The sequence below is a fragment of the Streptomyces sp. NPDC048825 genome, assembly GCF_043198355.1.
Lineage (GTDB): Bacteria > Actinomycetota > Actinomycetes > Streptomycetales > Streptomycetaceae > Streptomyces > Streptomyces xiangluensis.
On sequence record NZ_JBICUR010000022.1, the window covers coordinates 90,418 to 116,691 of the forward strand.

Below are 26,274 nucleotides of genomic sequence, written 5' to 3' on the forward strand. Positions count from 1 at the left end.
CCACCGGCGTACCGCCCGGTACCACCACCCAGTAGCGCCGCACACGATCACCCCGTAGCGCCGCACACCATCACCCAGCACCACGGCCAGGAGCCGCCATGCCTACGTCAGCCATGCCCGAATCCGCTCCCCCGGCACCGGAAAGCCCGCCCCCCTCCGGATCCGCCCGGCCCCGTATGACCCCCCGGTCCGTCCTCCTGTGGACCACCGTCGCCCTGGTGGGCGCCGTCTGCTGGGGTGTCCTCGCGCTCTCCCGGGGCGAGGAGATCTCCGCGGTCTGGCTGGTGCTGGCCGCCCTCGGCTCGTACGCCATCGCCTACCGCTTCTACGGCCGCTTCGTCGCCCGGCGCGTACTGAAGCCGGACGACCGCCGGGCCACCCCCGCCGAACGGCTCGAGGACGGCGTCGACTTCCAGCCCACCGACCGCCGGGTGCTGCTCGGCCACCACTTCGCGGCGATCGCCGGGGCCGGACCGCTGGTGGGGCCCGTACTCGCGGCGCAGATGGGGTATCTGCCCGGCACGATCTGGATCGTGGCCGGCGTGATCTTCGCCGGAGCGGTGCAGGACATGGTGGTGCTGTTCCTGTCGATGCGGCGGGACGGGAAGTCGCTCGGGCAGATGGCCCGTGACGAGATCGGCCGGGCGGGCGGGGCGGCGGCCCTGATCGCGGTCTTCGCCATCATGATCATCCTGCTCGGTGTGCTGGCCCTCGTCGTCGTCAACGCCCTCGCCCACTCCCCCTGGGGCACTTTCTCCGTCGCCATGACCATCCCCATCGCGCTGTTCATGGGCTTCTGGCTGCACCGGATCCGGCCGGGCCGGGTCGTCGAGACCAGCCTGATCGGTGTGGCGCTGCTGCTGCTCGCGATCATCGGCGGCAGCTGGATCCAGGACTCCTCGCTGGCCGACACCTTCACCCTGAGCCCGACGACCCTCGTCTTCTGCCTGGTCGGATACGGCTTCGTCGCCTCCGTACTCCCCGTGTGGATGCTGCTCGCGCCCCGCGACTACCTGTCCACCTTCATGAAGATCGGCACCATCGCGCTGCTCGCGGTCGGAGTCGTCATGGCCGCGCCCGTCATGCGTGCGGAGGCGGTCAGTGACTTCGCCTCCTCGGGCGCGGGCCCGGTCTTCGCGGGTTCCCTCTTCCCCTTCCTGTTCATCACCATCGCCTGCGGCGCGCTGTCCGGCTTCCATGCGCTGGTCGCCTCCGGTACGACTCCGAAGCTGATCCAGAAGGAGTCGCAGGTCCGGATGATCGGCTACGGCGCCATGCTGATGGAGTCGTTCGTCGCGATCATGGCGCTGATCGCCGCGGCCACTCTCGAACCCGGCCTGTACTACGCGATGAACGCGCCCGCAGGGCTCCTCGGTACGACCGCCGAGTCCGCCTCGCAGGCGGTGGCGGGCCTCGGCTTCACCATCAGCCCCGACCAGTTGACTCAGGCGGCGAAGGCCGTGGAGGAGCAGACGCTCATCGCCCGCACCGGCGGTGCGCCCACCCTCGCGGTCGGTATGTCGGAGATCTTCTCCGGGGTGTTCGGCGGCGCCGGGATGAAGGCCTTCTGGTACCACTTCGCGATCATGTTCGAGGCACTGTTCATCCTGACGACGGTCGACGCGGGCACCCGGGTCGGACGCTTCATGCTCCAGGACATGCTCGGCAACGTCTGGAAGCCGATCGGCCGGGTCACCTGGAAGCCGGGCATCTGGCTGTGCAGCGGAATCGTCGTGGCCGCCTGGGGCTACTTCCTCTACACCGGCGCCACCGACCCCCTCGGCGGAATCAACCAGCTCTTCCCGCTCTTCGGCATCGCCAACCAGCTGCTCGCCGCCATCGCCCTCACCGTCTGCACCACCGTGCTGGTCAAGTCCGGGCGGCTGCGCTGGGCCTGGGTCACCGCGATCCCGCTGGCCTGGGTGGTCGCGGTCACCTTCACCGCCGGCTGGCAGAAGATCTTCTCCGACGACCCGCGCATCGGCTTCTTCGCCCAGCGCGACCGGTACGCCGACGGCATCGACGCCGGCGAGGTCATCGCGCCCGCCAAGAACCTCGACGACATGCACACCGTGGTCACCAACTCCACGGTCGACGGAGTCCTGATCGCCCTGTTCCTGCTGCTGGTCGCCGTGGTGATCGTCAACGCGGCGGTGGTGTGCGTACGGGCCATCCGCGCGCCGGGGTCGCTGCCGACGACGGAGGCGCCGTACGTCGAGTCCCGTATCGACATCCCCGAGCAGGCGGGCGAACCGCTGGTGGGAGCCCGTCCATGAGCATGCCGTCCATGAACGTCCGGCGCTGGACCAGGGGCGTGCGCTGGGTGCACTGGTATCTGCGCGAGCTGACCGGCGAGGCGGAGTACGACCGCTACTGCGCGCACCACCGACGCCTGCACCCGGGCGCTCCGCTGCCCAGCCGACGGGAGTACGAGGTCCTGCGGACGCACCACCGGGAGAACCATCCGCAGAGCCGCTGCTGCTGACGCACGGCACGCACCAACAGACCGCGGGGCGGGCACGCCATCAGCCCTGACGCGACGCCCGCCCCGCGCACCACGTAGCACCCCAAGATTCAACTCGACTCGAGATTCGAGATGCTGAGACGCCGCCCCGCCCTGCTGATCCGGCCCGAACTCGACGACGACGCACTGCACGCCGTCCTGGCCGAACTCCGCCCCGCCCAGCAGCTCCACGGCCTCGGCGCGGGCCGCACCCGCCCGTTCTGGGAGCCGGTCGCCGAGCTGCTGCACACCACCGGGCGCGACTGGGACCGCCGGGTACACCGGATCTCCGTACTGGCGGGAAGCCTGCCGGCGGCGGTGGCGCAACGGTGGATCGGTGACCGGCCGGGCGACGGCGACGCCTTGGTCCTGCAGGCGTTCACCCTGTCCGGGCGGGCCCCGGCCGAAGGGCCGGCCGCCGCCCGGCGGGCCGAGCAGGCGTGTCTGCACGCCGCGCAAGCCTGTCCCGAGGACCCCACCCCCTGGCTGGCGTTGCTGTCACTCCTGCACTCCTTCGCAGCTCCCGCCCGGGACGTCGTGCCCGTGTGGAGGGAGGCCGTCAACCGCGCCCCGTGGAACAGAACCGCCCATCACCGGCTCCTGCACTATCTGTCCCCGCGCGCACACGGAACCGTCCCCGACATGCTGGACTTCGCCGAGCAGTGCGCAGCCCACGCACCATACGGCTCACCCCTGGCCCTGCTGCCCGTGGCGGCCCGCGTGGAACTCGTCGCCCACCGGCTGCGGCAGGACCCGCTCGCCGCGCTGGGGGCGAGCGGGTCCTGGAACGAACCACGGGCGGCCAAGGAGATCGACGGGGCCCTGACCGGCTGGTTCCACACCGCCGCCGCACCACACGCGGAAGCGGTCACCGACCTCAACTTCCTTGCCTTCGCCCTGACCCGCACCTACCGCCCGGCCGAGGCAGCCGCCGTCTTCCACCGCATCGGCCGCCATATGACGAACCACCCGTGGGACCTGCTGGCGGATCCGAAGCGCACGTTCCTGTACTGGCGGGACCGGTCGGCGGGCCGTCGCGGGAAGTGACCTCCGCGCTCGCGTAGCCGCCGAGGATCTTCGAACGGTCCGCCGCCTGACGGGAGTTGGTCGTCGCGCTCCCGATCGACGGAATATCCCGAAGGAGCCGCCGGTTGGGGCTGCTGCGACAGGTTCGTACGACAGTGCACAACCTTCGGAAGGAGTCGGAGCCGATGACGGACGACGTCACGACTGGGGTTCGCCACAGTTCACCCAAGGAGGCAGTCGGACGGTACGGCATCTGGAGTGTCGGGCTGCGTTCGGAGGATCCGGCACAACGGGGTGAGCTTGCCGAGACCGCCGCCGAGCTCGAACAACTCGGCTTCGGCGCCGTCTGGTTGGGCGGCAACAGCGCGACGCAGCATGCCGTGCCGCTCATCGAGGCGACCTCGCGGCTGACCGTGGCGACCGGCATCCAGAGCATCTGGCAGTACGAGGCCCCCGACACCGCCGCGCGTTTCGCCGAGCTGGACGCGGCTCACCCCGGCCGGTTCCTGCTGGGCCTCGGGGTGAGTCACGCCAAGCTGGCGGACCAGTACCGGCGCCCGTATGCGTCCATGGTCGGCTATCTGGACGCCTTGGACGCCGCCGGAGTGCCCGCCGAGCGCCGGGTCCTGGCCGCCCTCGGACCCAAGATGCTGAAGCTGTCCCGCGATCGCGCCGCCGGCTCGCACCCGTACCTGGTCACTCCCGAGCACACCGCGGACGCCCGCGAGATCCTCGGCGAAGGCCCGCTGCTCGCGCCGGAGTTGAAGGTCGTCCTGGAGACGGACCCGGACCGCGCGCGCTCGCTCGCCCGCGACACTCTCGCCATGTATCTCACCCTGCCGAACTACACGAACAGCTTCCTGCGGTTCGGCTTCTCCGAGGACGACTTCGCGGACGGCGGCAGTAACCGACTGATCGACACGCTCTTCGCCTGGGGCGACGACGATCGCATCCGCGAGCGGATCGACGCCTTTTACACCGCCGGCGCCGACCATGTGGCCTTCCAACTGGTCACCGACCAGGATCGGTCAGCCCTTCCTCGCCCCGAATGGCGCCGCCTGGCTGGGCTGTTGGCCTGACGGCGACGGGTCCTCTCCGGCTGTCCGGTCCCGTTCCCAGAACGGCTGAGCGACGACTGGGCAACGGTCCTCGCATCCGCTGGAGCCGGCTCGGCACGGGATGTGACGGTGAGGCGCATGAAGCCTCGTATCGCCTTGTCAGCCGTCGCCGTGAGCGTCGTGCTCGCCTCGCTCACCGGATGCGGCAGCGACGGAACGGGCCGCGAGCCGTCCCCCTCGGGCGGTGGGACGTCGGCTGCGCCGGTTCCCAGCGCGCCTGCCGAGAGCCGGGCGCCGACGCCGGGGAAGGGAACGAAGGACCCCGACGACATCAACGGCGACGGGCATCGCGATCTCTTGGTTCCCGTCCAGGTCCGCGGCAATCCGGAAGCCCCCGGCCGCGAGCAGCGGATCGGTGTGGTCTACGGATCGGCCAAGGGACTCGACCCGGCGACCCGCACGGTCTACGACCGCGCCGATCTGGGCCTGCCCGCTCCGCCGCCGGGGTGGGCGGGTCCCGACAGTGTCCTCGCGGAGGCCATGGTCACCGCCGATCTGGACGGCGACGGCTTCCCGGACTTCGTCACCAGCGTCGCGGGCGAGCGGGTGACGGACGGGCAGGTCTCCGCCCCCAGCTCCCTCCCGTACGTGGCGTGGGGCGGACCTGCCGGGCCCAGGACGGGTGCCGGGGCAACCGAGGTGCGGCTGCCCCCGAGCGTGTCCGAACAGGGCGTGGAATCCGAGGTGCGCGGCGACTTCGACGGCGACGGGCACCACGACCTCGCGGCACTCGCGCGGAACCAGTCGTCGCTCGTGGTGCTGTACGGCCCGTTCACCCGGTCGGGGGTGCCCGCGCGCACCGACACCAGCCTGCCCTGGTCGGAAGGCTGGCTCATCGCGGACGACATCGACCCGACGGGCAAGCCGCGCGCGACCTCTCTGCTCATCCAGGGGGCAAACGACGGTGAGCAGTCCGCCAACACCCTCCACCCCGCCCGCCGCGGCGAGGGCGTGTCCGCGAACGGCAGGCAGCTGCGCCTCGGAAACGCCCACGCCTTCGGCGACTTCGACGGCGACGGGCAGCGTGATGTGGTCATCGGAGACGACGGCGGCCGCAACGACGAGCCCGGCTACGAGACGGAAGCCCCCGAGGTCGACGGCTCGCTCGCCGTGTACCCCGGCAGCGGCGCCGCACCGGTCACCCACCGGCTGCCCGAGGCACCCAAGGACCGGAAGACCGACTACGGCCCCGGAGACTTCGCAGCCGCCGACCCCGACGGCGACGGCCGCGACGGCATCCTCGTCGCCACGTACGAGAACGCCACGCTCATCGACGGCGACCGGCGCACCCCGGTCCTGCGCGAAGGACCGGCGAAGGCGGACGGCAAGAAGATCCCGGCGAAGTGGCGCCATGCCCGGCCCGCGGGAGCCGCCGACTTCGACGGCGACGGCAAGGACGAGCTGATCCTCAACTGGGCGGCCGGCGGCCTCTTCGGGACGTACGGTGAGCACCCCACACACTGGTGGATCACCGACGGCACGACGCCCCGGGACCAGACGTCCTTCACGACGACGGGCTTCGCCCCGCCCGGCTCTTGACTTCCGGGCGGGGCTGGATCCCATGGGGGGCGTATGGCGCCCCGTAGGGGCGCGGGGCTGTGACATTTGCGGGTCCGCAGAGCGACCAGCCCCCACCGGCCCGCAGGTTCATCACCGTGCTTCCAGCGGAGCTACTCGGCGTAGTACGTCGCGTCCTGCCGGTCGAGGCTGGTGCTCATCGGCTGGATGTACAGCAGGTTCTCGTAATGGCGGATGTAGCGGCCCGGGAAGTTGTACGACTCGAAGGAGACACCGCTCGCGGAGTCGGCGAGGCCCGCGCGCCGCGAGAAGGTGGCGTCGTTCCTGAAGGTGGTCGAGCCGTCGTTCTTCTCCACCCACAGCTCGTAGTTCTTGTGGCGCAGGTAGTAGCCGGGGAAGTTCGCCGACTCCAGGGAGACGGTGCCGCTGCCGGACAGGCCGGCGACGACGCGGAACTGGGAGTCGGCGAGGTTGGTGACGTTCGGTTCGAGCTTCGCCCGGTACTCCCAGTGGCGGATGAAGCGGTCGGGGAAGTTGTACGAGGAGAAGCGGACCGGGGTCACACCGTCGGCGACCGGGATGCCGAAGTTGGGTGTGCCGTCGGCGTTCCAGTACAGCTTCTGGTAACGGGTGCGCCGGTTGGGGTCGTTGAGCGGATCGCCGCTGATGTCCTTGTAGTTGCGGGCGTGGTAGACGAGTACGTCCGACTTGCCGTCCTCGGAGACGGTGAAGGTGTTGTGGCCGGGCCCGTACTGCCCGGTGGCGTCGTTGCTCCTGAAGACAGGCTGCGAACTCTTCGTCCAGGACGCCGGGTTGAGCAGATCGGCCGAGGCGGAGGCGGTCAGCAGGCCGAGGCAGTAGTTGGCGTCGGTGGCGGCGGCGGAGAAGGCCATGAAGACCTTGCCGCCCCGCTGGATGACGGCAGGGCCCTCGTTGACGCGGTGGCCCACGGTCTCCCATGCGTGTGTCGGCGTGGAGATCCGTACCGGAGTGCCGGAGATGGTCCACGGGTTGGACAGCTTCGCGAGATAGAGATTGGTCCCGCTGCCCACGGCCGGATCGTTCTGCGCCCAGCTCAGATAGCGGCTGCCGCCGACGACGAAGGTGGTCGCGTCGAGCGAGAAGGTGTCCAGCGGCAGGGCGATACGCCCCTTCTCGGTCCAGGTCCCGGTCAGCGGGTTGGCGGAGCTGCTCTCCAGGACGTACGGCCGGATCTTCCAGATGTCGTTGGAGGCACCGGCGGCGAAGTAGACGTACCACTTGCCGTCGATGAAGTGGATCTCCGGCGCCCAGATATGGGCGCCCATCTCACCGCTCGAGTGCTTGGTCCAGATGGTGGTCTCCGGGGCGGTGGAAAGGCCCTGGAGGGTGGTGGCGCGGCGCATCACGATGCGGTCGTACGCGGGCACGGTGGCGGTGAAGTAGTAGTAGCCGTCGGTGTGTTTGTGGATGTGCGGGTCGGCGCGCTGGAGGGCGATCGGGTTGGTGAAGGTCACGGAGGGCGAGGCGGGGGCGGCGGCGTGGGCGGGTCCGCCCGCGGCGAGTACGGCCGGCCCGGCGGCCATCGCGGTGGCCGCCCCGGCAAGGAAGGTTCTGCGTCTCATGAGGATCTCCCGATCAGTCGGTGGTCAGGCGGTGGTCAGGCGGTGGTGGGCTGGATGCGCCACTGCTGGCAGTTGTTGTTGAGCCAGGTCCACTGGCGTACGTCGGTGCCGTTGGCCGTGCCGCAGTTGGCGACGTCCATGACCTTGCCGGTGGCGGCGCTGACGATCCGCACGTAGTCACCGCCGAGGTAGACCATGCGGAACTTCTGGCAGTTGTTGTTCAGCCAGGACCACTGCCGGACGTCGGCGCCGTCGGCGGTGCTGCAGTCGGCGATGTCGGCGACCTTGCCGGTGGTGACGTTGACGAGACGGCTGGTGTCGTCGGCGCGGTCCTCGATGCGCCACTTCTGGTTGGCCCCGCCGTTGCAGGTCCACTGGAAGATGTTGGCGCCGTCGGCGGTGCTGCCACCGTTGACGTCGAGGCATTTGCCGCTGTTGCGGTTGACGAGGGTGTAGGCGGTCGGGGTCGTGGCCGTCTCACCGGAGGGGCCGGCCATCGTCGTACCGAGGGCGACCGGGGTGCCGAAGTTCGGGGTGCCGTCGGCGTTCCAGGTGAACTTCTGGGCGCGGGTCGTACGGCCGTTGTCGCAGCCGTCGCCCGCCGCGTCGTTGGCGTGGTAGACGATCCAGTTCTCCGTGCCGTCGGGCGAGGTGAAGAACCCGTTGTGCCCCGGCGCGTACACGCTGTTCGCGTCGCTGCGCTGGAAGACCGGGGTCTGCTTCTTCGTCCAGGAGGAGGCGAGGAGCGGGTCGGAACCGGTCAGCTCCAGCTGGCCGAGCTTGTAGTCGGGGCCCCAGCAGGCGCTGGCGGAGTAGACGAGGAAGGTCCGTCCGTTGCGGTAGAGCGGCTCGGGACCTTCGTTGACCTCACCGCTCTGCGTCTCCCAGCTGAGCGTCGGGCTGGAGATGACGGTGAAGGTGGAGCTGGCGAGTGTGTACGGGTTGCTGAGCGGCGCGATGACAAGGCTCTGCTTGCTGCCGCCTGCCGAACCGCTTCCCACCAGATACAGCTTGTTGTTGTGCTTGAGCACGCTGGCGTCGATGAGCCAGCCGTTGGGGTTGAGGTTGGAACCGGTGAGGGTGTTCTTGTGCGTGTACGGCCCCATCGGGTCCGATCCCGCGCTCTCCAGCACATGGGTGCGCTGGTCGTCGCAGCAGGCGGAGCCGCGCGGCCCGGCGGAGTAGTACAGGTACCACTTGCCGTCAAAGAAGTGGATCTCCGGCGCCCACATGTTCCAGTTGCGGCTGGAGGTGCTGTCCGACCAGATCTGGACGCTCGGGGCGGTGCTCAGCCCCGCCAGCGTCGGCGACTTGCGCATGGTCAGCTCACCCGTGAACGAGGTCGTCACCAGGTAGTAGTTGCCGTTGTAGTACTCCAGCCAGGGATCGGCGCCTTTCTGCGCCTTGACGGGGTTGGTGTACGGCCGGCCTTCGGCGGCGGCCCCGGGCTGAGCGGTGACGAGCGCCCCCAACAGGGCCAGTAGCGCCGCCCCGAGGATGAACCAGTGGCGTGTGCGGAACACGGTAAGTCCCTTCTGGGGGCGGCAGGTTGGGCGTCCGCCCGGACTACAGTACGTTCGAGATCACGAACACTGTGCGTAACTTCGACCAGAAGGTAAGGGTGGGGCGGAAGGAGCGTCAATGGATGCGACGGGTTTGATTTCGATCAGTTTTCCGAGGCGTGACGGCTTCCCGGTGCGCGACGGCTTTCTGGGGCGTGACGGCTCAGTTTTTGTTATCCACCACGGGCCCAAGCGTCTCCTGTCCGTACGCCTACGCATCGGCACGCACCCCACCCCTGAGGACCGAAGCCGTGAAAGCAGAGATCAACCGCCGGAGCATGCTGAAGATCGCCGGTACGGCCGCGGGCGCGGCAGCCATCGGCGCCGCCGTCCCCGCGACCTCCGCGTCAGCGGCAGGCACGGCGTTCGCGCACCCCGGGCAGCTGCACACCCGAGCCGACCTCGACCGCATGGCGGCCAAGGTGAAGGCGGGCGCGGCCCCGTACACGGCGGGCTTCGCCAAGCTCACCGCCAACCGCCACTCGCAGACCGACTGGAGGCCCAACCCGCAGGCCACGATCTACCGGGGCGTGGGCTCGCCGCAGAACTACACGATCCTCTACAACGACATCCACGCGGCCTACCAGAACGCCCTGCGCGGCCATGTCACCGGCGAGGACGCGCACTTGGACACCGCCGTCGCCATCCTCAACGCCTGGTCCGCGAAACTGACCAGCGTCGAGGGCTCCGCGGACCGCTTCCTCGCGGCGGGTCTCTACGGCTACCAGTTCGCCAACGCCGCCGAACTCGTCCGCGACCACGACGACTTCGACCTGCCCCGCTTCCAGAAGATGATGCTGAACGTCTTCGCCCCGCTCAGCAGGACTTCCTCAAGAACCACAACGGCGCCGTCGTCTCCAACTACTGGACCAACTGGGACCTGACGGCCATGTGCTGCGTCCTCGCCATCGGCATCCTCTGCGACGACAAGGCCAAGGTCGACACCGCGGTCGAGTACTTCAAGCACGGCGAGGGCCTGGGCTCCATCAAGAACGCCAGCCCCGTGGTGCACCCCGACGGGCTCGCCGAGTGGGTCGAGGCCGGCCGCGACCAGGGCCATGCCCTGCTGGGCATCGGCCTGATGGGCACCTTCTGCGAGATGGCCTGGAACCAGGGAATCGACCTGTACGGCTACGACGACAGCCGCTTCCTCAAGGCCGCCCAGTACGTGGCGAAGTGGAACCTGGGCGAGGATGTGCCGTTCACGCCGAACACCCGCGACAAGGGTGCGATCAACGGCTGGTCGGGCAGGGAGACCGTGAGCGAGGAGGCCCCGGTGGACCCGGCCATGACGCGCCCGGTCTGGGCCATGATCGCCAACCACTACACCAAGCGCCAGGGCCTGTCGGCCTCCTACCTCACCCGGATAGCGGCGAAGTCGGCAGCGGAGGGCGGCGGTGGCGACTACGGCCCCAACAGCGGCGGCTACGACCAACTCGGCTTCGGCACCCTGGCGTTCACCCGCGACCGCTCCACCAAGCCGGAGTCCCCGGCCTCCCCGTCGGCGTCGCCCTCCCCCACGTCCGGCTCCGGCGCCGCGCCCGCCACACCCTCCCCCTCGTCCAGCCCTCAGGGCGGCAGGGACGGCGACCTGGCCGCCACCGGCTCCTCGGACCTCCCGGCCTGGACCGCCGCCACCGGTCTCACCGCCGTCGCGGGCGGCCTGCTCCTCCTACGGCGCCGTGCCCGCGCGAACCGCGACGCCTGAGCGCTCCGCTGGAAGGCCGGTTCGAAACTGCGGGTTCGTCGTGGCTGGCCGCTCCCCCACTCTCGGCTTCTCCCCCACTCTCGGCTTCGCTCGAGCGGGGGGACCCCCATGAGCGGGGGGACCCCCATCGCGGCGGAGCCGCATATGTCACAGCCCCGCGCCCCTGAAGGGGCGCGGTACCGCACCGACTTCAGGAAGGCCGCTTGGTGACGGAGCGCCCGGCCCGCGGGAACCGAACCGCACGAACGAGGGCTCTGCCGAGGCCGTACGACCTGGGCAGAGCCCTCTCGGCGTGATCTGCGCCACTTCCCGCTGACTGGCAGTGATGTTTCACAGATGGGACTCGCTTGGTTCATCGCCACCTGAGTGACAGGTGGTTCTTTTGTGAGGCATTTTCCTAGGGGTGGGGCAAGTTGAGTCCACGCAAGACCCATGCGTACACACCGCTGAGTTTGAAGCGAAGAGCATGGCTGACGATTGGTGCTGTCCTCGTGGGTGGTGCGGGCGTGGTGACCTACGCAGTCGCCGGCCCCGGCGACGATCCCGCCGCGACCGGCAGGTCCAAGCGGCCGGCGAAGGTCTACGAGCTGGCTCTGAAGGGCACCGGCAACAGCAGGCGCGAGCTGCCGCGCACGGAGACCGAGCTGTTCTCGATGCTCGGTGTCTCCTGGACCGAGGTTTCGAAGAAGATCCAGGGCACCGCCCAGGTGCGTACCCGCAGCACGGAGACCGGCGAGTGGACCGGCTGGCAGGACCTGGAGCTCGGTCTGGACCCGCCGGAGGACGCCACCGCCAAGACGCGCGGAGCCTCGGAGCCGCTGTGGGTGGGCCCGTCCGACGGCGTCGAGGTACAGGTCGTGCGCGAGAACGGCACGACAAGTGCCGGGCTGCCCAAGGGACTCGAAGTCAACCTCGTCGACCCCGGTGTGGTGACGGCCGCGGAGTCCGAGTCCACCGGCACCGAGATCGAACCGGCCGCGTACGTGGCCGAGGAGATTCCCGGCGCCGCGACCACAGAGCCCACCGAGACCAACACCGCTCCCGCGCCGAGTGAGTCCGAGAGCACCGACCCCGCCTCCACGGAAACCACATCCGACGCCACGGACCCCGCCTCCACGTCCCCCACCGACTCGGCCACGGCCACGGCCACCGACACTGCGCCTCCTCCCCCGCCCACCGAGACCAAGCCGACCGCCCCGCCGTCCACCGTCACCCAGCCGCCCGTCATCAGCCGGGCCGGGTGGGGCGCGGACGAGTCGAAGGTCGACGACCCGCCCGCGTACAACGACAAGGTGCAGTCCGTCTTCGTGCACCACACGGTCGGCTCGAACAGTTACAGCTGCGCCCAGTCCGCCTCGCTGGTGCGCGGCATCATGGCGTACCACATCGACGCCAACGGCTGGAACGACCTGGGCTACAACTTCCTGGTCGACAAGTGCGGCCAGATCTTCGAGGGCCGTGCCGGCGGCATCGACCTGCCTGTGCTGGGCGCACACACCTACGGCTTCAACAGCTACTCCACGGGCATCGCCGTGCTCGGCGACTTCGAGGGCGACCCGGCCAAGGGCATCCCGGCCGGCAAGCCGACCCGCGCCACCCAGGAGTCGGTGGCCCGCGTCGCGGCCTGGAAGCTGGGCCAGTACGGCGGCGACCCGAAGGGCACCGTCACACTGACCGCCAAGGGCGACACCGGCGTGTGGAAGAACGGCCAGGCGGCCACCCTCAACCAGATCTCCGGCCACCGTGACGCGTTCGCCACCGAATGCCCCGGTGCCAACCTCTACTCCAAGCTCGCCGAGATCCGCCGGTACGCGTCGAGCGCCGGCAAGAACTCAGCCATCCCGACCGCCGACTTCAACCGCGACGGCATCACCGACCTGGTGGCCGGAGTGCCGAAGGCCTCGGGCAGCGTCGGAAACGTCGTCGTCATCCCCGGCGGCAGCGACGGGCCTGCGGGCAGCGCCAAGGTGAAGCTCACCCAGTCCAGCCCGGGCGTCCCCGGCGGCTCCGAGTCGGGCGACAGCTGGGGCGCGTCGACCGCCTGGGGCGACATCAACGGCGACGGCCACGCCGACCTCGCCATCGGTGCGCCGGGCGAGGACGACACCTCCGGCAACGCCGACCGCGGTTCCGTCACCGTCCTGTACGGCCCCGGCCTGAACTCCGGCTCCTCGTACGCCACTTCGGGCGTCACAGCGGCCGGTGCCAAGCTGGGCTCGGCCGTTACGGTCGGCGACTTCAACGCTGACGGCAAGGCCGACGTGTTCGCGGCCGGCACCGGCAAGGGCGGCAACTGGAACGCACGCCTTACCGGCGGCGGCACCCAGTACGGCACGCTGACCACCGCGACCGGCTCCGTCGGCTACCTGGACGCCGCCACGGGCGACTTCAACCGCGACGGTTACGCGGACGTGGCGCTCAACTACCGCGACACGTCCGGCATCGGCCGCGTCACCTGGTTCAAGGGATCGCCCACCGGCCTGGTCAAGGTCAGTGTCCTGTCCGTCAAGGGCGGCCGCTCCCTCGCCGCGGGCGACGTGAACGGCAACGGCTATGACGACATCGTCATCGGCCAGCCGTACGCCGGCGAGTCCGGCGGGGTCTCGGGCGGCCAGATCACCGTGGTCCCCGGGACGTCCACCGGCTTCACCACCACGGGCATGCGCACCGTCCACCAGGACACCACGGGCGTCCCCGGCGCCAACGAGTCCGGCGACGCCATGGGCACCTCCGTCTCCGTCGGCGACCAAAACCTCGACGGCTACGCGGACGTCCTCACCGGCCTCCCGAACGAGGACATCACCCGCAGCGGCGCCAACCAGACCAACGCGGGCGCGACCCTGCTCCTGAAGGGCACCTCGACCGGCCTGACCGGCTCCGGCGCACTCTCGTTCAGCCAGGACACATCCGGCATCACCGACTGGACCGAACCCAACGACAAGCTCGGCTCCTCGGTCGTACTCCAGGACCTCTCCGGCTGGGGCCGCGGCGACCTCGCGATCGGCGCCGAGGGCGAGAACGGGTACGACGGCACGATCCTGCAACTGGACTCGGGCAGCACCGGCGTCGACACCACGAAGGGCGTGTACTACGGCCGCGACGGGCTGGGTACGCCCGGAGCCGGGTACCTGGGGCAGACGCTGACCCCGTAGACACCGCCGGCACACGACACGGCGAGCAGCACCAGGGTGGGGCCCTCCACACGGAGGGCCCCACCCTGGTGCGTCACTGGGCACGGTCTTCTGCCACCGGCAACATCTCGTGGCGCGACACCCTTGACACCTTCTCGAAACGAGCCGATAGTACCAAGACTTAAAGCGCTTTAAGCATTGGTCGCCGGGAAGACCACTCCATCCAGAAGCCGCAGGTCACCGGCCCAACTATCCCTGCCCCCCTTGCACAGCGAGGTGCACGAACCATGAACCGCACGTACTCTCCCCGCCCCCGCAGAGTCACCCCCGTCGTGGCCGTCGGCGCCGCGCTCGCGCTGGCCCTCGCCGGCTGTTCCAGCAGCTCCGGCGGGAAGAAGTCCGAAGAGGAAGCCGGCGGCATCTCCGCGGGCAAGGCCGACACCCCCCGTATGACGATCGCGATGGTCACCCACGCGCCCTCCGGCGACACCTTCTGGGACATCATCCGCAAGGGTGCCCAGGCCGCCGCCGCCAAGGACAACGTCAAGCTCATCTACTCCAACGACGAGAACGCCGCCAACCAGGCCAACCTCGTCCAGAACGCGATCGACCAGAAGGTCGACGGCATCGCGGTCACCCTGGCCAAGCCGGACGCCATGAAGAGTGTGGTGGCCAAGGCGGTGAAGGCGGGCATCCCGGTGGTCGGCTTCAACTCCGGAATGGACGAATGGAAGGCACAGAACCTGCTGTCTTTCTTCGGCCAGGACGAGTCCGTCGCCGGCGAGGCCTTCGGCAGGAAGCTGAACGAGACCGGCGCCAAGCACGCCGTCTGCGTGGTCCAGGTCCAGGGGCACGTGGGCCTTGAGGCGCGTTGTGCCGGGGTGAAGAAGACCTTCAAGGGCAAGACGGAGAACCTCTACGTCAACGGCGCCGACATGCCGTCCGTGAAGTCGACCATCACCGCCAAGCTCAAGCAGGAGAGCTCCATCGACCAAGTGGTCACGCTCGGCGCCCCGTTCGCGCTGACGGCCCTGCAGTCCGCCGCCGATGCGGGCAGCGAGGCGAAGGTCGCCACCTTCGACCTCAACAAGGACCTGGTCGGCTCCGTCAAGGACGGCGACATCGAGTTCGCCGTCGACCAGCAGCCGTACCTCCAGGGCTACCTCGCGGTCGACTCCCTCTGGCTCTACAAGAACAACGGCAACTTCTCCGGCGGCAGCGAGCAGCCGGTCCTGACCGGCCCGGCCTTCGTGGACAAGTCCAACGTCGACACGGTGGAGAAGTTCGCCACGCAGGGCACCCGCTGATCCGCGCGATCCCTCTGTCTGAACACCCCGCCTGCTCACTGCGCCCTTCGCCTGATCACCCCGCCCTTCCGAAAGGCACCCCCCATGGCCACATCCGCCAAGCCCCTCTCCGTCGCGGTCATCGGGGCCGGCATGGCCGGCCGCAGCCACGCGGCCGGTTACCGCAACGTCAACACGGTCTTCGGTGCCGGTCTGCCACCGGTCCGGCTGGCCGCGATCGCCGACGCCAATGTCGTACTCGGCGAGGATGCCGCTCGTCGTTACGGGTACGAGAAGGCGCTGCCGAGCTGGGAGGCCGTCGTCGAGGACCCGACGATCGACGCGGTCAGCATCGTCGTCGGCAATGACCTGCACCGTCCCATCGCGGAAGCTCTCGTCGCCGCGGGCAAGCACGTGCTGTGCGAGAAGCCGCTGGCCGGATCGCTCGAAGACGCCCGTGCCATGGCGGAGTTGGAGCGTGGCGCCGAGGTCGTGACCGCCGTCGGGTACACCTTCCGCCGCTCCCCCGGCATCGCGGCGATCCGCGAGCACGTCCAGCGCGGTGAGCTGGGCGATCTGACCCTGTTCAGCGGCCGGTACTGGTGCGACTACGCGACCGACCCGAACGGCCCGCTGACCTGGCGGTTCAAGGGCGGCTCCGGCTCGGGTGCGCTCGGGGACGTCGGCTCGCACGTCATCGACGTCGCCGAGTACGTCGCCGGGCCGATCGCCGCGGTCTCCGGAGCCACGCTGTCGACGCAGATACCCAAGCGGCCCCTGCCGCTGGGCGCGGTCGTCGGGCACAACGCGGCACCCGTCTCCGACGAGGTCGGCGAGGTCGAGAACGAGGACACCGCGTCCTTCACCGCCCGCTTCGAGTCCGGGCTCGTCGGTACGTTCTCGATGTCGCGCACCGCCTATGGCCTGCCCAACGGGCTCGCCTTCGATGTCCTGGGCCTCGGCGGCCGGGCCGCGTTCGACCAGCACCGGCCCGCCGAGTACCTCTTCGACGACGCCCAGCCCGAGGCCCGTACGCGCGGCGCCCGGCAGGTCATCGCCGGCCCGCAGCTGCCGTACTTCGCGGGCGGCGTCCCGATGGAGGCGCCGGGGGTGGGCGCCAGCAACGCCGACAACTTCACGTACCAGGCCCGTGCCTTCCTCGACCAGGTCGCGGGCGTCGCCGATCCGCGGCCGGCCTGCGCCACGTTCGCCGACGCGCTGCGGACCATGGAGATCATCCAGGCGGTCGTCGAGTCCTCCCGCAACGGCGGCGCGGCCACCTCGGTTCCGCCCGCCGCCTGACGCCCCGTATCCAAGGAGTACGCACATGGCCCTCAAGCTCGGCGCCTACACCGCCTGCCTGCACGACCGCACGCTCACCGAAGCCCTCGACATCCTCAAGGAGAACGGTCTGACCTCCGTCGAGGTCAACACCGGCGGTTTCATCCCCGCCCCGCACTGCCCGGTCGACCTCCTCCTGTCCTCGGCCACCGCGCGCGAGGAGTACCTGGCGACCTTCGCCGACCGCGGCATGGAACCGACCGGCCTCAACTGCAACGGCAACCCCCTCAACCCGCTCCCCGGCGTCGGCCCGAAGCACGCCGACGACCTGCGCCGTACGATCCGCCTCGCGGGCCTTCTCGGCGTCAAGCACGTCGTCACCATGTCCGGCACCCCGGGCTCGGACCCCGACGCCAAGTACCCCTCCTGGGTGGTGAACCCGTGGGACGGCGTCTACATGGACGTACTCGACTACCAGTGGGGCGTGGCCGTCGAGTTCTGGAAGGAGATCGACGCGCTGGCCCGGGAGAACGACGTCCGGGTCGCCATCGAGATGCACCCGCACAACCTGGTGTTCTCCCCCGTCACACTCAAGCGGCTCGTCGACGAGACGAGCGCAACGAACATCGGCGCCGAGATGGATCCCTCCCACCTGATGTGGCAGGGCATGGACGTTGTCGCCTCCATCAAGTGGCTGGGCCCGCTGGTGTTCCACGCCGCCGCGAAGGACGCGACGCTCTGTCCCGGCGCCGACATCCGCGGCGTACTGGACACGTCGTTCACCCGCGTGCCCGCGGACGCACCCGGCAAGGTCCCCACCGGCTACGGCTTCTGGTGCAACGCATGGCCGGAGAACCCCGCGTGGAAGTTCGTCGCGGTCGGCCTCGGCAACGACGTCCCCTACTGGACCGAGTTCCTGCGCGCCCTCGCCGAGATCGACCCGGACATGGCGGTCAACATCGAGCACGAGGACGCGGCGTACTCCCGGACCGAGGGGCTGGCTCTGGCTGCGAAGAATCTGCACAGCGCGGCGGCGGGGGTGTAGCGCAGGCCGTCCGTGGCCCCGGGCCCCGGCGCCTGGACCGGCGGGGCCTGGCACGCGGCGTCATCCAGGTCCTGCGTCCTGTTCTCCTCCGCCGCGCCGGTCACACACCGTGAACGGCTGACTCACTGCCTTGCGGGAGGGACCGGAAAGAGCATGCAGCTACTGGTGGCGTGGGCGAGGAGACGATCCTTCGCGTCGACCAACTGGGCTTGGGCCAGGGCGGTTTGGCGGCCCTGGCTGACGACCGTGCCGATGGCGCGCACCGTGCCCGTGTCCACCGTGATCCGCCGCAGGAACTTCACCGTCAGATCGAGTGAGGTGTACGCCATGCCCTGCGGGAGGGTGGACTGGACGGCGCAGCCCGCCGCCGAGTCGAGCAGGGTGGCGAAGATGCCGCCGTGCACGCTGCCGATCGGGTTGTAGTGCTCCTCGCCCGGTGTCAGAGAGAAGACCGCCCTGCCGGGCTCCACCTCGTCCAGGGCGAAGTCGAGGGTGTAGCTGATGGGCGGCCCCGGCAGTTGCCCCGCATGCAGCTCGCGCAGGAAGTCGATGCCGGCCATGCGTCCGGCGGCTTCCGCCAGGATCGCGGGGTCTTCCCAGTTGTACGTACGTGTTCGTCCCACGACCGAGGCCTTCCCATCTGACTTTTGCAAGTGAAGCTAGTCTCTGTCCCACCTGACTGTCAATGACGAAGCCAGGGCCGTACTATGGCGGAATGGAGTGGCTTGAGGCGAGCACGGAGAACTGCCCCGTCCAGCGCACGCTCGACGTGGTCGGAGAGAAATGGACGCTGCTGATCCTGCGTGACGCCGTCAACGGCGTCCGCCGCTTCGACGACTTCCACCGCCACATCGGCCTGTCGGAAGCCGTCCTCAGCGACCGCCTCCGAAAGCTGATCTCGGCCGGCATCCTGAAGACCGTCCCCTACCAGGAGCCCGGCAGCCGCTCCCGCAACGAGTACCGCCTGACCCGCAAGGGCTGGGACCTGTGGCCCGTCCTGATGGCACTGAGCCAGTGGGGCGAGACGTACGCCCTCGGCTCCGAGGGACCTCTACTGGACGTCCGCCACACCGACTGCGACGCCCCGGTCCGCGTCGTCGTCGAGTGCTCCGCGGAGCACTCCACCCTCACTCCCCGCGAAGTCACCGCCCGGCTGGGACCTGGTGCCCGCCTCAGGTCCTGAAGGTCGTGAGCCAACGATCCGGTAGGCGATGGGTGTGAGGGCGGCCCGCATGGGGGCCGCCCAGCATGCAGTCGGGCAGGGGCTCGGCGCGGTGGCGGAGTCTCCTCAAGTCAGAGTGCTTTCTCATAGAGAGTGACTACGCATGCCCCGCCCAGTCCTATGTTGTGCTGGAGTGCCGTCGTCGCATCCTCGACCTGGCGGGAGCCTGCCTGGCCGCGCAACTGCCAGACGAGTTCGGCGCACTGGGCGAGGCCGGTCGCGCCCAGGGGGTGTCCCTTGGAGAGCAGGCCTCCGGAGGGGTTGACGACCACCTGGCCGCCGTAGGTGTTGTCGCCATCGAGGACGAACTTCTCACCGGTGCCCTCGGGGGTGAGGCCGAGGGCTTCGTACGTGATCAGCTCGTTGGCCGTGAAGCAGTCGTGCAGTTCGACGACACCGATGTCCTCCGGCCCGCAGCCGCCGGCTTCGTACACCTGCCGGGCGGCCTCGCGGGTCATGTCGTAGCCGACCACCCGCATCATGTCCGTCGAGCCGGAGGTACCGAAACTGGTCGGCGAATCGCTGGTCATGGCCTGGGCGCGTATGACGACGGGACTTCGCACACCGTGCCGCCGGGCGAAGTCCTGGCTGCAGAGCACGGCTGCCGCGGCCCCGCAGGTGGGCGGGCAGCACTGCAGCCGGGTCAGGGGTCCGTAAATGGGCGGTGAGGCGAGGACCTCGTCCTCGGTGATGGGGGTGCGGAAGACCGCGTACGGATTGCCTGCCGCATGGCGGCGGGCCTTGACCGCGATCTTGGCGAAGGTGGCGGGTGCGGTGCCGTAGGTGTCGGCGTAGGCGGCACCTGCGCCTCCGAAGAGCTGGGCTGCGACCGGTATCCGGTCGTCGAAACCCTGCAGTTCGGTCATGCGGTCGAGGAAGCGGTGCAGGGGGTCGGGACGGTCGTCCCAGATGCGGCCCAGGGCACCGGGACGCATCTGCTCGAAGCCGAGGGCCAGCACGCAGTCGGCGGCGCCGGAGGCGACGGCCTGACGGGCGAGCCAGAGGGCGGAGGATCCGGTGGCGCAGTTGTTGTTCACGTTCACGACCGGGATTCCGGACAGGCCGAGGGAGTAGAGCGCCGACTGGCCGGCTGTGGAGTCCCCGTAGACGTATCCGGCGTAGGCCTGCTGTACGGCTTCGTACGGAATCCCGGCGTCGTCCAGAGCTGCCCGGGCGGCATCCTCGGCCATGACGGGGTAACTCGCGCTTCTGCCGGGCTTGCTGAACGGGATCATGCCGACCCCCGCCACCCGCACCTTGTCAGCCATGCGAACCCCTGTGCAGCAAGCGGGATCTGACCTCGCCCTTGAGGACCTTGCCGACCTTCGACCGGGGGAGGTCCGGCCACACCTCGACCTGCTTGGGGGCCTTGACGCCGCCGATGCGGGTCTTCACGAAGGCGCGCATCTCGCCGTCGGTGACGCTCTGTTCAGGGTGGAGCTGCACGACCGCCGTCACCCGCTCGCCCCACTTGTCGTCCGGTAGTCCTACGACCGCGCAGTCCTGGACTGCCGGGTGCTCCATCAGCGCCTGCTCGACTTCGGCGGAGTAGACGTTGAAGCCGCCACTGATGATCATGTCCTTCGCGCGGTCGACGATGAAGAGGTAGTTGTCGGCGTCGAGGTAGCCGATGTCCCCGGTGTGGTGCCAGCCGTGCCGGGAGGCCTCATCGGTGGCCGACGGGTTCTTGTAGTAGCCCGCCATCACCAGGGAGCCGCGCACCACGATCTCGCCGCGCTCACCGGGCGGCAGCAGTCGACCCTCGCTGTCCATGATGGCGACACTCACCAGCGGGGCAGGCCGCCCGGCGGAGGTGAAGCGCTCGGCGGCGAGCGAGCCGTCGGCGTGGAAGTGGTCCTCGGGTGCCATCGTCGAGATCATCATCGGCGCCTCGGACTGGCCGAAGAGCTGTGCCATCACCGGGCCGATCCGGTCGATGGCCTCCGCCAGCCGGGCCGCCGACATGGGGGCCGCGCCGTACCAGAGGCAGCGCAGCGACGTCAGGTCGGTGGATGCCAGGTGGGGATGGCCGAGGAGCATGTAGATCAGGGTCGGGGGCAGGAACGTGTGGGTGACGCGGTGGCGTTCGATCTGCGCGAGGAAGTCGGTGAGATCGGGGGCCGGCATGATGACGATCTCGCCGCCGAGGGTCATGACGGGGAAGCACAGCACCCCGGCCGCGTGGGTCAGCGGGGCCAGCGCCAGGTAGACCGGGCGGCTACCGAAGGGGTAGCTCATCAGTGTCAGCGCCGACATCGTCTCGATGTTCCGGTCGGTGAGCATGACCCCTTTGGGGCTGCCGGTGGTGCCGCCGGTACCGACGAGCATGACGGTGCCGTCGGCCGGCGAAGCCTCCCACGGCTCGGCGGGCAGGCCCTCCAGCCAGCGCGCGAAGGGCGTGGCCGGGGCCGGGGATCCGTCCGGGGATCCGTCGAGGCAGACCAGCGTGGTCAGCTTCGGCAGGTCCGGGAGGATCTTCGCGATCAGAGGGGCGTACGCCTCCTGGAAGATCAGGCAGGTGCAGTCGAAGAGGTCCAGCAGCTCCCGGTTCTCGGCGGCTTCGTTGCGGGGGTTGACCGGGCACCACACGGCGCCCGCCCGGGAGATGCCGAAGACGCAGGAAAAGGCGGTGGGATCGTTGGCGGACAGGACCGCCACCTTGTCCCCCGGCCGTACGCCTGACCGGTCCAGGGCTCGGGCCACCCGCCATGACAGTTCCTGGACCTCGCCATAGGTGAGGGTGCGGTCCCCTGTGGTGAGGCAGGGTGCTGCGGGGCCCAGGGAGGCGCCCTTGTCGAGATAGTCGGTCAGACGCACGGCAGCACCTTTCAGCTGTGGACGGTGAGCACCGGGTCGAGTACGAGCCCGAAACTCTTGAGTACGCCGAGCAGTTCGCGGTGGCCGAAGGCCTGGCAGGCCGAGGCCAGGCCGGCTCGCCGGGGCGGCTGCTGGAGCAGTGAGTACGCGGCGTACGCCTGGAGCAGCCCGGTCTGCTTGTAGTTGCTGTTGCCGTGGATCACGCAGTGGGCGCGGCCGAGCGGGCCCGAGGCGTGGACGGAGTCCACCGAGGTGTTGATCCGGGGGTTCTCCCGGGGTGGCATGCCGGCCTGGACCGAGGCGGCCACCTCGGCCAGGGCGGCGTCCTGTTGGTCGGCCGGGAGGGTCTTGATCTGCGACTCGACCATCTTCACCGTGTCGACGACGCCCTGCATGACGGCGCGGTCCATGACCCCGCCGAGCACCCTGCAGGTCGCCACCCTCGGGTCGTTCTTGAACCACACGGGGTGGCTGGTGCCGCCCCACGGCAGGGTCAGCGCCGTTTCGTGCTGTCCGGGGACGGCGACTTCGACGGCGGTGAGCGGGTCCCACTTCTTGTACTGGTTCTCCTCCAGGTAGTGCCAGTCGGCCTTCAGGATGGTGAAGATCGTCTGCGTGGAGGCGTAGGTCGGGAATCCCTTCCACAGCACGAGGATGTCGAGGGTGTCCAGTCCGGGGGTCTCCAGGCAGATGTTGGCCGCGATCTCCCCGGTGGTGTACATCTGCGCGACGCCGGGCGAGAGCAGCAGGCCCTTCTCGGCGTACTGGTCGCCCCACCGCGCCTGGGCGTCGAGGACCCAGTCCTGCTCCCCTGTGGTGTCGAGGTAGTGGCAGCCGGCCGCGAGGCTGGCCTCCACGACCTCCGGCCCGTACTTGATGAACGGGCCGACCATGTTGCTCACGACCTTGGCGCCGCGGAAGAGCTCGGTCAGCGGTCCGACAGCGTGCTCGACCTCGACGACCTCGTGGTCCACGGTGTCGATGCCGGGGACCTTGTCGAGGACTTCCTGGATGCGCGCCTTGTCGCGTCCGGCAGCGATGAAGGGGACGTTGTACTCGCGGAGGTACTCGCAGACGAGGCGGCCGGTGTAGCCGGAGGCACCGTAGACGACGACGGGCTTGTCATTGCTCATGGTCATGCGTCCTTTCGGAGGAGGAAGGGGACGAGGGGCCCGTCACATGCCCATGCCGCCGTCGACCGGCAGGCCCGCGCCGGTGATGAAGCGGGCGCCGTCGGAGGCGAGGAAGACCACCGCGTCGGCCATGTCGGCGACCTCGCCGAGCCGGCCGAGCGGGGTGAGGCCGATGACGTCGCCGACGGCCGCCTCCGCGCTGGGCCACAGGCCGAGGGTCACCATGTCGGCCGCGAGCTTGGCGCCCATGTCGGTCGGTACCAGTCCGGGATAGACGCAGTTGACGCGTACGCCGTAGCCGAGCTTTCCGGACTCCAGCGCGGCCACCCGGGTGAGCCGGTCGACCGCCGACTTCGTCGCGGCGTAGCCCGCGATGCCGGGGAACGGGATGGTCGCCGCGACCGACGAGATGTTGACGACCGCACCGCCACTGCCGGCCGGCCCGTCGGGGCGCATCGCGCGGAACGCGTGCTTGACGCCGAGCGCCGTCCCGAGGACGTTCACCTCCAGCATCCGGCGGACGTCGGCCGGGTCGAGGTCGACGACCAGACCGGAGATCTCGACTCCGGCGTTGTTGACGACGATGTCCAGGCCGCCCAGCTCGGCGATCGTCTGGGCGACGGCCGATTCCCAGCTCGCGTCCTCGGTCACATCGAGCGAGACGAACCCGGCGGTGGCGCCGGACTCCCTCAGCGCATCGGCCGTCGCCTTGCCCAGTTCCTCCTGGACGTCGCCGATGACGACGGCGGCGCCGGCCCGGGCAAGCGCCTCGGCCATCCCGGCACCCAGTCCGCGGGCACCGCCCGTCACCAGGGCCTTGCGTCCGGTCAGGTCGTACACACTCATGGAACATCTCCTCATTGAGATGACTGCACTGCGTGGCAGCGCCGCACGCTCAGCCGCAGGCCGATAGCCCGGACCGTGGGACGCAACGCCAGCGTAAGCACTTCTTGACAGTCGTCAAGACTTTCTTGGACGATTGTCAAGATTCTTGGCGGGAGCCGGTCACGGGCCGCGCTAACCTGGTGCGGGACCCGCACGGTGCGGGCGGGTGGAAGGGCCGACGTAGGCGGGGAGACATGCTGTGACCCAGGTCGTGGGCAAGAACCAGGATCGGATCTCCCGGCGGCAGGTCGACAAGTTCGCCGAGCGGCGGGCGCAACTCGCCGCGTCCGCGCTGCAGACCCTGTCCGAGCTCGGCTATGCCCGTACGAGTCTGCGCGAGATCGCACAGAACTCCGAGTTCTCCCATGGCGTCCTGCACTACTACTTCCGCGACAAGGTGGAGCTGATCACCTACTGCGTGCGGCAGTACAAGGCGGAGTGCGTCACCCGCTACGACCAGATAGTGATCACCGCCGGCTCGGCCGAGGAGCTCAAGCACGGCTTCGGCACGGCGATGGCCGGCACGTTGCGTGAGGACGCGACGATGCACCGGCTCTGGTACGACCTCCGGAATCAGGCCTTGTTCGAGGAGTCGTTCCGCGACGATGTCCTCGAGATCGACCAGAGCCTGGAACAGATGATCTGGCGCATCGTCAGCCAGTACGCGGAACTCGTCGGCTCACCCGCCGCTGCCTCCCCCGCGGTGGCGTACGCACTCTTTGACGGGCTGTTCCAGCAGGCACTGCTCAGGCACCTGACCGGTCACGACAGTGCCCCGGCCGATCTGCAGGCAGGTGTGGAACAACTCTTGGAGCGGTTGGTCCCCCAGGCGTGAGTCGGAAGGTGCGCGTGAGCCCGGCGCCCTAGATCTTCTGCGCACGGAGGTTGGTGACAGCGATCACTGGCGTGTGCCTGCGCCTACCCGGGTCCTGTGCGTCGGCGCCTCCGGTGCCCACCGGCTCACCCGCGCAGGTGGTGCAGGGCTCGTGCGGCGGCATGGGCGCCGCACATTCCGTGCGCGCCCGGGCCGGGCGGGGTGGCCGCGGAGCACAGGTAGTGGCCGGGCAGACCGACGTCGTAGGGCTGCAGGGTGAACCGTGGACCGGCGATCAGCTGGGGGATGTCCTTGGCGCCGGTCATGATGTTGCCGCCGACGTAGTTCGGGTTGTACGAGGCGAATCCGGGCGTGGTGCGCACGGCGGTGCCGATGATCCGGTCCCGGAATCCCGGGGCGAACCGTTCGATCTGGGCGGTGATCGCTTCGGTGGCGTCGCCGGAGTAGCCGTTCGGGACATGGGCGTACGTCCACACGGGGTGCACCGTCCCGGCAGACCGCGACGGGTCGGCCAGGTACTGCTGCCCGACCAGGACGAAGGGCCGCTCCGGCATCCGCCCGGCGTGGATCTCGCGCTCGGTGGCGGCGACTTCGGCGAACGTGCCGCCGACGTGCACCGTGCCGGCCCGCCGTGCCGCTTCGACGGTCCAGGGGACTCCGCCGTCGACCGCGAAGTCGACCTTGAACGCCCCCGGGCCGTAGCGGTACCGACGGTAGGAACGTGCCACCCGCGGCGGCAGCCGGTCGCCCAGGATGTCCACCAGGGCTGTGGGTGTCACGTCCCAGACGGTCACGTCCGTGGGCGGCAGGTCCGCGACCGACCGTACCCGGACGCCGGTCTCGATCTTTCCGCCGAGGTCGAGCAGCAGCGCCGCCATGGCGTCGGTGATACGGCGCGATCCCCCTTCCGCGACGGCCCAGCCATGACGGTGCCCGGCGGTGAGGATGCCGAGCCCGATGCTGGCGCTGAGCGGCCGGTGCAGGGGATGGAAGGCGTGCGCGGCGGCTCCGCCGAAGAGCGCCCGGGCCTCCTCGCCGCTGAACATCTTCGCCAGCAGCGATGCCGGGGCCAGTGCGGGGATGCCGAAGCGGGCGAGGTGCACGGGGTGCCGTGGGATCCGCAGCAGCGGGCCGAGGATGTCGTCGCTCAAGGTGTCGTACGCCGCTGACGGGCCGTCGAACAGCCGCCGCCAGCGCCGGCCGTCGGCGCCGAGACCGGCGGCGGTCTCGGCGACCGAGCGGTGCAGCACCCCGGCCGTGCCGTCGTCGAGCGGGTGGACGCAGTCGATCTCCGGCAGCGTCCACTTCAGCCCGTAGCGGGCCAGGCCGAGGCTCTTCAGGAACGGTGATCCGACGGTCATCGGGTGGACGGCGGAGCAGTGGTCGTGCAGCAGTCCGGGAAGGATCGCCTCACCGGAGCGCGTGCCGCCGCCGATCTCGTCGGCCGCCTCCAGCACCGTGACCTGTACGTCCGCCCGGGCCAGGGCGATGGCGGCGGCAAGGCCGTTGGGGCCTGCGCCGACCACGGTCGCTGTGCTCATGTCGGCCCCTCCTTCCTGAGGTTCTTCCTCAGGTTTCCCAAGGTTGTTCCTGGGGTTGT

General features: G+C 69.6%; 19 protein-coding genes and 1 pseudogene. 12 read left to right on the forward strand and 8 right to left on the reverse strand.

All coding sequences use genetic code 11. From position 1 onward, the window contains the following. The first annotated feature begins 98 nt into the window (after window positions 1–98). The 5 genes from ACGFNK_RS38735 (at window position 99) to ACGFNK_RS38755 (ending at window position 6,186) form a co-directional block, all read left to right on the forward strand. The gene (locus ACGFNK_RS38735) at window positions 99–2,276 is read left to right on the forward strand and encodes a carbon starvation CstA family protein (RefSeq protein WP_393423762.1); all 2,178 of its coding nucleotides are present in this window, start codon (window positions 99–101) and stop codon (window positions 2,274–2,276) included. Window positions 2,277–2,287: 11 nt separating this feature from the next. After that, window positions 2,288–2,485 (forward strand): YbdD/YjiX family protein, encoded by a 198-nt coding sequence (locus ACGFNK_RS38740; RefSeq protein WP_393423932.1) that lies wholly within the window; start codon window positions 2,288–2,290, stop codon window positions 2,483–2,485. Window positions 2,486–2,596: 111 nt separating this feature from the next. Next, window positions 2,597–3,550, forward strand: coding sequence for a hypothetical protein (locus tag ACGFNK_RS38745; RefSeq protein WP_393423765.1), 954 nt, complete (start codon window positions 2,597–2,599; stop codon window positions 3,548–3,550). 164 nt (window positions 3,551–3,714) lie between these two features. Further along, window positions 3,715–4,608 (forward strand): LLM class F420-dependent oxidoreductase, encoded by an 894-nt coding sequence (locus ACGFNK_RS38750; RefSeq protein WP_393423768.1) that lies wholly within the window; start codon window positions 3,715–3,717, stop codon window positions 4,606–4,608. Window positions 4,609–4,725: 117 nt separating this feature from the next. Beyond that, a complete protein-coding gene (locus tag ACGFNK_RS38755; RefSeq protein WP_393423771.1) occupies window positions 4,726–6,186 on the forward strand; it encodes a hypothetical protein in 1,461 nt (486 codons plus the stop codon). Window positions 6,187–6,317: 131 nt separating this feature from the next. Here ACGFNK_RS38755 and ACGFNK_RS38760 read toward each other — a convergent pair whose 3' ends face one another. Together ACGFNK_RS38760 and ACGFNK_RS38765 are read right to left on the reverse strand one after the other, a co-directional pair. Then, window positions 6,318–7,730: a family 43 glycosylhydrolase gene (locus ACGFNK_RS38760; RefSeq protein WP_393423935.1), complete on the reverse strand. Its 1,413-nt coding sequence runs from the start codon at window positions 7,728–7,730 to the stop codon at window positions 6,318–6,320. A 74-nt stretch (window positions 7,731–7,804) separates the two neighbouring features. After that, the gene (locus tag ACGFNK_RS38765) at window positions 7,805–9,292 is read right to left on the reverse strand and encodes a family 43 glycosylhydrolase (protein ID WP_393423774.1); all 1,488 of its coding nucleotides are present in this window, start codon (window positions 9,290–9,292) and stop codon (window positions 7,805–7,807) included. A 317-nt stretch (window positions 9,293–9,609) separates the two neighbouring features. Between ACGFNK_RS38765 and ACGFNK_RS38770 the strand changes: the two are divergent. From ACGFNK_RS38770 to ACGFNK_RS38790, 5 genes and pseudogenes are all read left to right on the forward strand, one after another. Further along, window positions 9,610–11,039: pseudogene (locus tag ACGFNK_RS38770) on the forward strand (alginate lyase family protein). A gap of 653 nt (window positions 11,040–11,692) precedes the next feature. Beyond that, complete coding sequence (locus ACGFNK_RS38775; RefSeq protein WP_393423938.1) at window positions 11,693–14,191, forward strand: FG-GAP-like repeat-containing protein; 2,499 nt, start codon at window positions 11,693–11,695, stop codon at window positions 14,189–14,191. 266 nt (window positions 14,192–14,457) lie between these two features. Continuing rightward, a complete protein-coding gene (locus ACGFNK_RS38780) occupies window positions 14,458–15,477 on the forward strand; it encodes a sugar ABC transporter substrate-binding protein (RefSeq protein ID WP_393423777.1) in 1,020 nt (339 codons plus the stop codon). An 84-nt stretch (window positions 15,478–15,561) separates the two neighbouring features. Continuing rightward, the gene (locus ACGFNK_RS38785; RefSeq protein WP_393423780.1) at window positions 15,562–16,758 is read left to right on the forward strand and encodes a Gfo/Idh/MocA family protein; all 1,197 of its coding nucleotides are present in this window, start codon (window positions 15,562–15,564) and stop codon (window positions 16,756–16,758) included. 25 nt (window positions 16,759–16,783) lie between these two features. Then, window positions 16,784–17,782, forward strand: a complete 999-nt coding sequence (locus ACGFNK_RS38790) for a sugar phosphate isomerase/epimerase family protein (RefSeq protein ID WP_393423783.1) — start codon at window positions 16,784–16,786, stop codon at window positions 17,780–17,782. 122 nt (window positions 17,783–17,904) lie between these two features. Here ACGFNK_RS38790 and ACGFNK_RS38795 read toward each other — a convergent pair whose 3' ends face one another. Next, on the reverse strand, window positions 17,905–18,405 hold the full coding sequence (locus tag ACGFNK_RS38795) for a PaaI family thioesterase (protein WP_386346227.1): 501 nt from the start codon (window positions 18,403–18,405) through the stop codon (window positions 17,905–17,907). Between the two features lie 92 nt (window positions 18,406–18,497). Between ACGFNK_RS38795 and ACGFNK_RS38800 the strand changes: the two genes are divergently transcribed. Then, window positions 18,498–18,965 carry a winged helix-turn-helix transcriptional regulator gene (locus ACGFNK_RS38800; protein ID WP_388678507.1) on the forward strand — a complete coding sequence of 156 codons (468 nt, stop codon included), beginning with the start codon at window positions 18,498–18,500 and terminating at the stop codon, window positions 18,963–18,965. A 110-nt stretch (window positions 18,966–19,075) separates the two neighbouring features. Here ACGFNK_RS38800 and ACGFNK_RS38805 read toward each other — a convergent pair whose 3' ends face one another. The 4 genes from ACGFNK_RS38805 to ACGFNK_RS38820 are packed head-to-tail and all read right to left on the reverse strand — an operon-like array spanning window position 19,076 to window position 23,800. After that, the gene (locus ACGFNK_RS38805; protein WP_393423787.1) at window positions 19,076–20,272 is read right to left on the reverse strand and encodes a lipid-transfer protein; all 1,197 of its coding nucleotides are present in this window, start codon (window positions 20,270–20,272) and stop codon (window positions 19,076–19,078) included. Then, the gene (locus tag ACGFNK_RS38810) at window positions 20,265–21,821 is read right to left on the reverse strand and encodes a long-chain fatty acid--CoA ligase (RefSeq protein ID WP_393423790.1); all 1,557 of its coding nucleotides are present in this window, start codon (window positions 21,819–21,821) and stop codon (window positions 20,265–20,267) included. Before ACGFNK_RS38810 ends, ACGFNK_RS38805 begins: the two co-directional genes overlap by 8 nt. A gap of 11 nt (window positions 21,822–21,832) precedes the next feature. After that, window positions 21,833–22,954, reverse strand: a complete 1,122-nt coding sequence (locus ACGFNK_RS38815) for a DUF5938 domain-containing protein (protein ID WP_386346232.1) — start codon at window positions 22,952–22,954, stop codon at window positions 21,833–21,835. A gap of 42 nt (window positions 22,955–22,996) precedes the next feature. After that, window positions 22,997–23,800 (reverse strand): SDR family NAD(P)-dependent oxidoreductase, encoded by an 804-nt coding sequence (locus ACGFNK_RS38820; protein WP_393423795.1) that lies wholly within the window; start codon window positions 23,798–23,800, stop codon window positions 22,997–22,999. Window positions 23,801–24,038: 238 nt separating this feature from the next. Between ACGFNK_RS38820 and ACGFNK_RS38825 the strand changes: the two genes are divergently transcribed. Beyond that, a complete protein-coding gene (locus tag ACGFNK_RS38825) occupies window positions 24,039–24,674 on the forward strand; it encodes a TetR/AcrR family transcriptional regulator (protein WP_393423798.1) in 636 nt (211 codons plus the stop codon). 125 nt (window positions 24,675–24,799) lie between these two features. Here ACGFNK_RS38825 and ACGFNK_RS38830 read toward each other — a convergent pair whose 3' ends face one another. Further along, complete coding sequence (locus ACGFNK_RS38830) at window positions 24,800–26,215, reverse strand: phytoene desaturase family protein (protein ID WP_393423801.1); 1,416 nt, start codon at window positions 26,213–26,215, stop codon at window positions 24,800–24,802. Window positions 26,216–26,274: the final 59 nt, after the last annotated feature.

Bases quoted from the DNA above. Each gene is read 5' to 3' on its own strand.
- ACGFNK_RS38735 (WP_393423762.1), top strand. From the start codon at position 99: ATGCCTACGTCAGCCATGCCCGAATCCGCTCCCCCGGCACCGGAAAGC.
- ACGFNK_RS38740 (WP_393423932.1), top strand. From the start codon at position 2,288: ATGAACGTCCGGCGCTGGACCAGGGGCGTGCGCTGGGTGCACTGGTAT.
- ACGFNK_RS38745 (WP_393423765.1), top strand. From the start codon at position 2,597: ATGCTGAGACGCCGCCCCGCCCTGCTGATCCGGCCCGAACTCGACGAC.
- ACGFNK_RS38750 (WP_393423768.1), top strand. From the start codon at position 3,715: ATGACGGACGACGTCACGACTGGGGTTCGCCACAGTTCACCCAAGGAG.
- ACGFNK_RS38755 (WP_393423771.1), top strand. From the start codon at position 4,726: ATGAAGCCTCGTATCGCCTTGTCAGCCGTCGCCGTGAGCGTCGTGCTC.
- ACGFNK_RS38760 (WP_393423935.1), bottom strand. From the start codon at position 7,730: ATGGCCGCCGGGCCGGCCGTACTCGCCGCGGGCGGACCCGCCCACGCC.
- ACGFNK_RS38775 (WP_393423938.1), top strand. From the start codon at position 11,693: ATGCTCGGTGTCTCCTGGACCGAGGTTTCGAAGAAGATCCAGGGCACC.
- ACGFNK_RS38780 (WP_393423777.1), top strand. From the start codon at position 14,458: ATGAACCGCACGTACTCTCCCCGCCCCCGCAGAGTCACCCCCGTCGTG.
- ACGFNK_RS38785 (WP_393423780.1), top strand. From the start codon at position 15,562: ATGGCCACATCCGCCAAGCCCCTCTCCGTCGCGGTCATCGGGGCCGGC.
- ACGFNK_RS38790 (WP_393423783.1), top strand. From the start codon at position 16,784: ATGGCCCTCAAGCTCGGCGCCTACACCGCCTGCCTGCACGACCGCACG.
- ACGFNK_RS38800 (WP_388678507.1), top strand. From the start codon at position 18,498: ATGGAGTGGCTTGAGGCGAGCACGGAGAACTGCCCCGTCCAGCGCACG.
- ACGFNK_RS38805 (WP_393423787.1), bottom strand. From the start codon at position 20,272: ATGGCTGACAAGGTGCGGGTGGCGGGGGTCGGCATGATCCCGTTCAGC.
- ACGFNK_RS38815 (WP_386346232.1), bottom strand. From the start codon at position 22,954: ATGAGCAATGACAAGCCCGTCGTCGTCTACGGTGCCTCCGGCTACACC.
- ACGFNK_RS38820 (WP_393423795.1), bottom strand. From the start codon at position 23,800: ATGAGTGTGTACGACCTGACCGGACGCAAGGCCCTGGTGACGGGCGGT.
- ACGFNK_RS38830 (WP_393423801.1), bottom strand. From the start codon at position 26,215: ATGAGCACAGCGACCGTGGTCGGCGCAGGCCCCAACGGCCTTGCCGCC.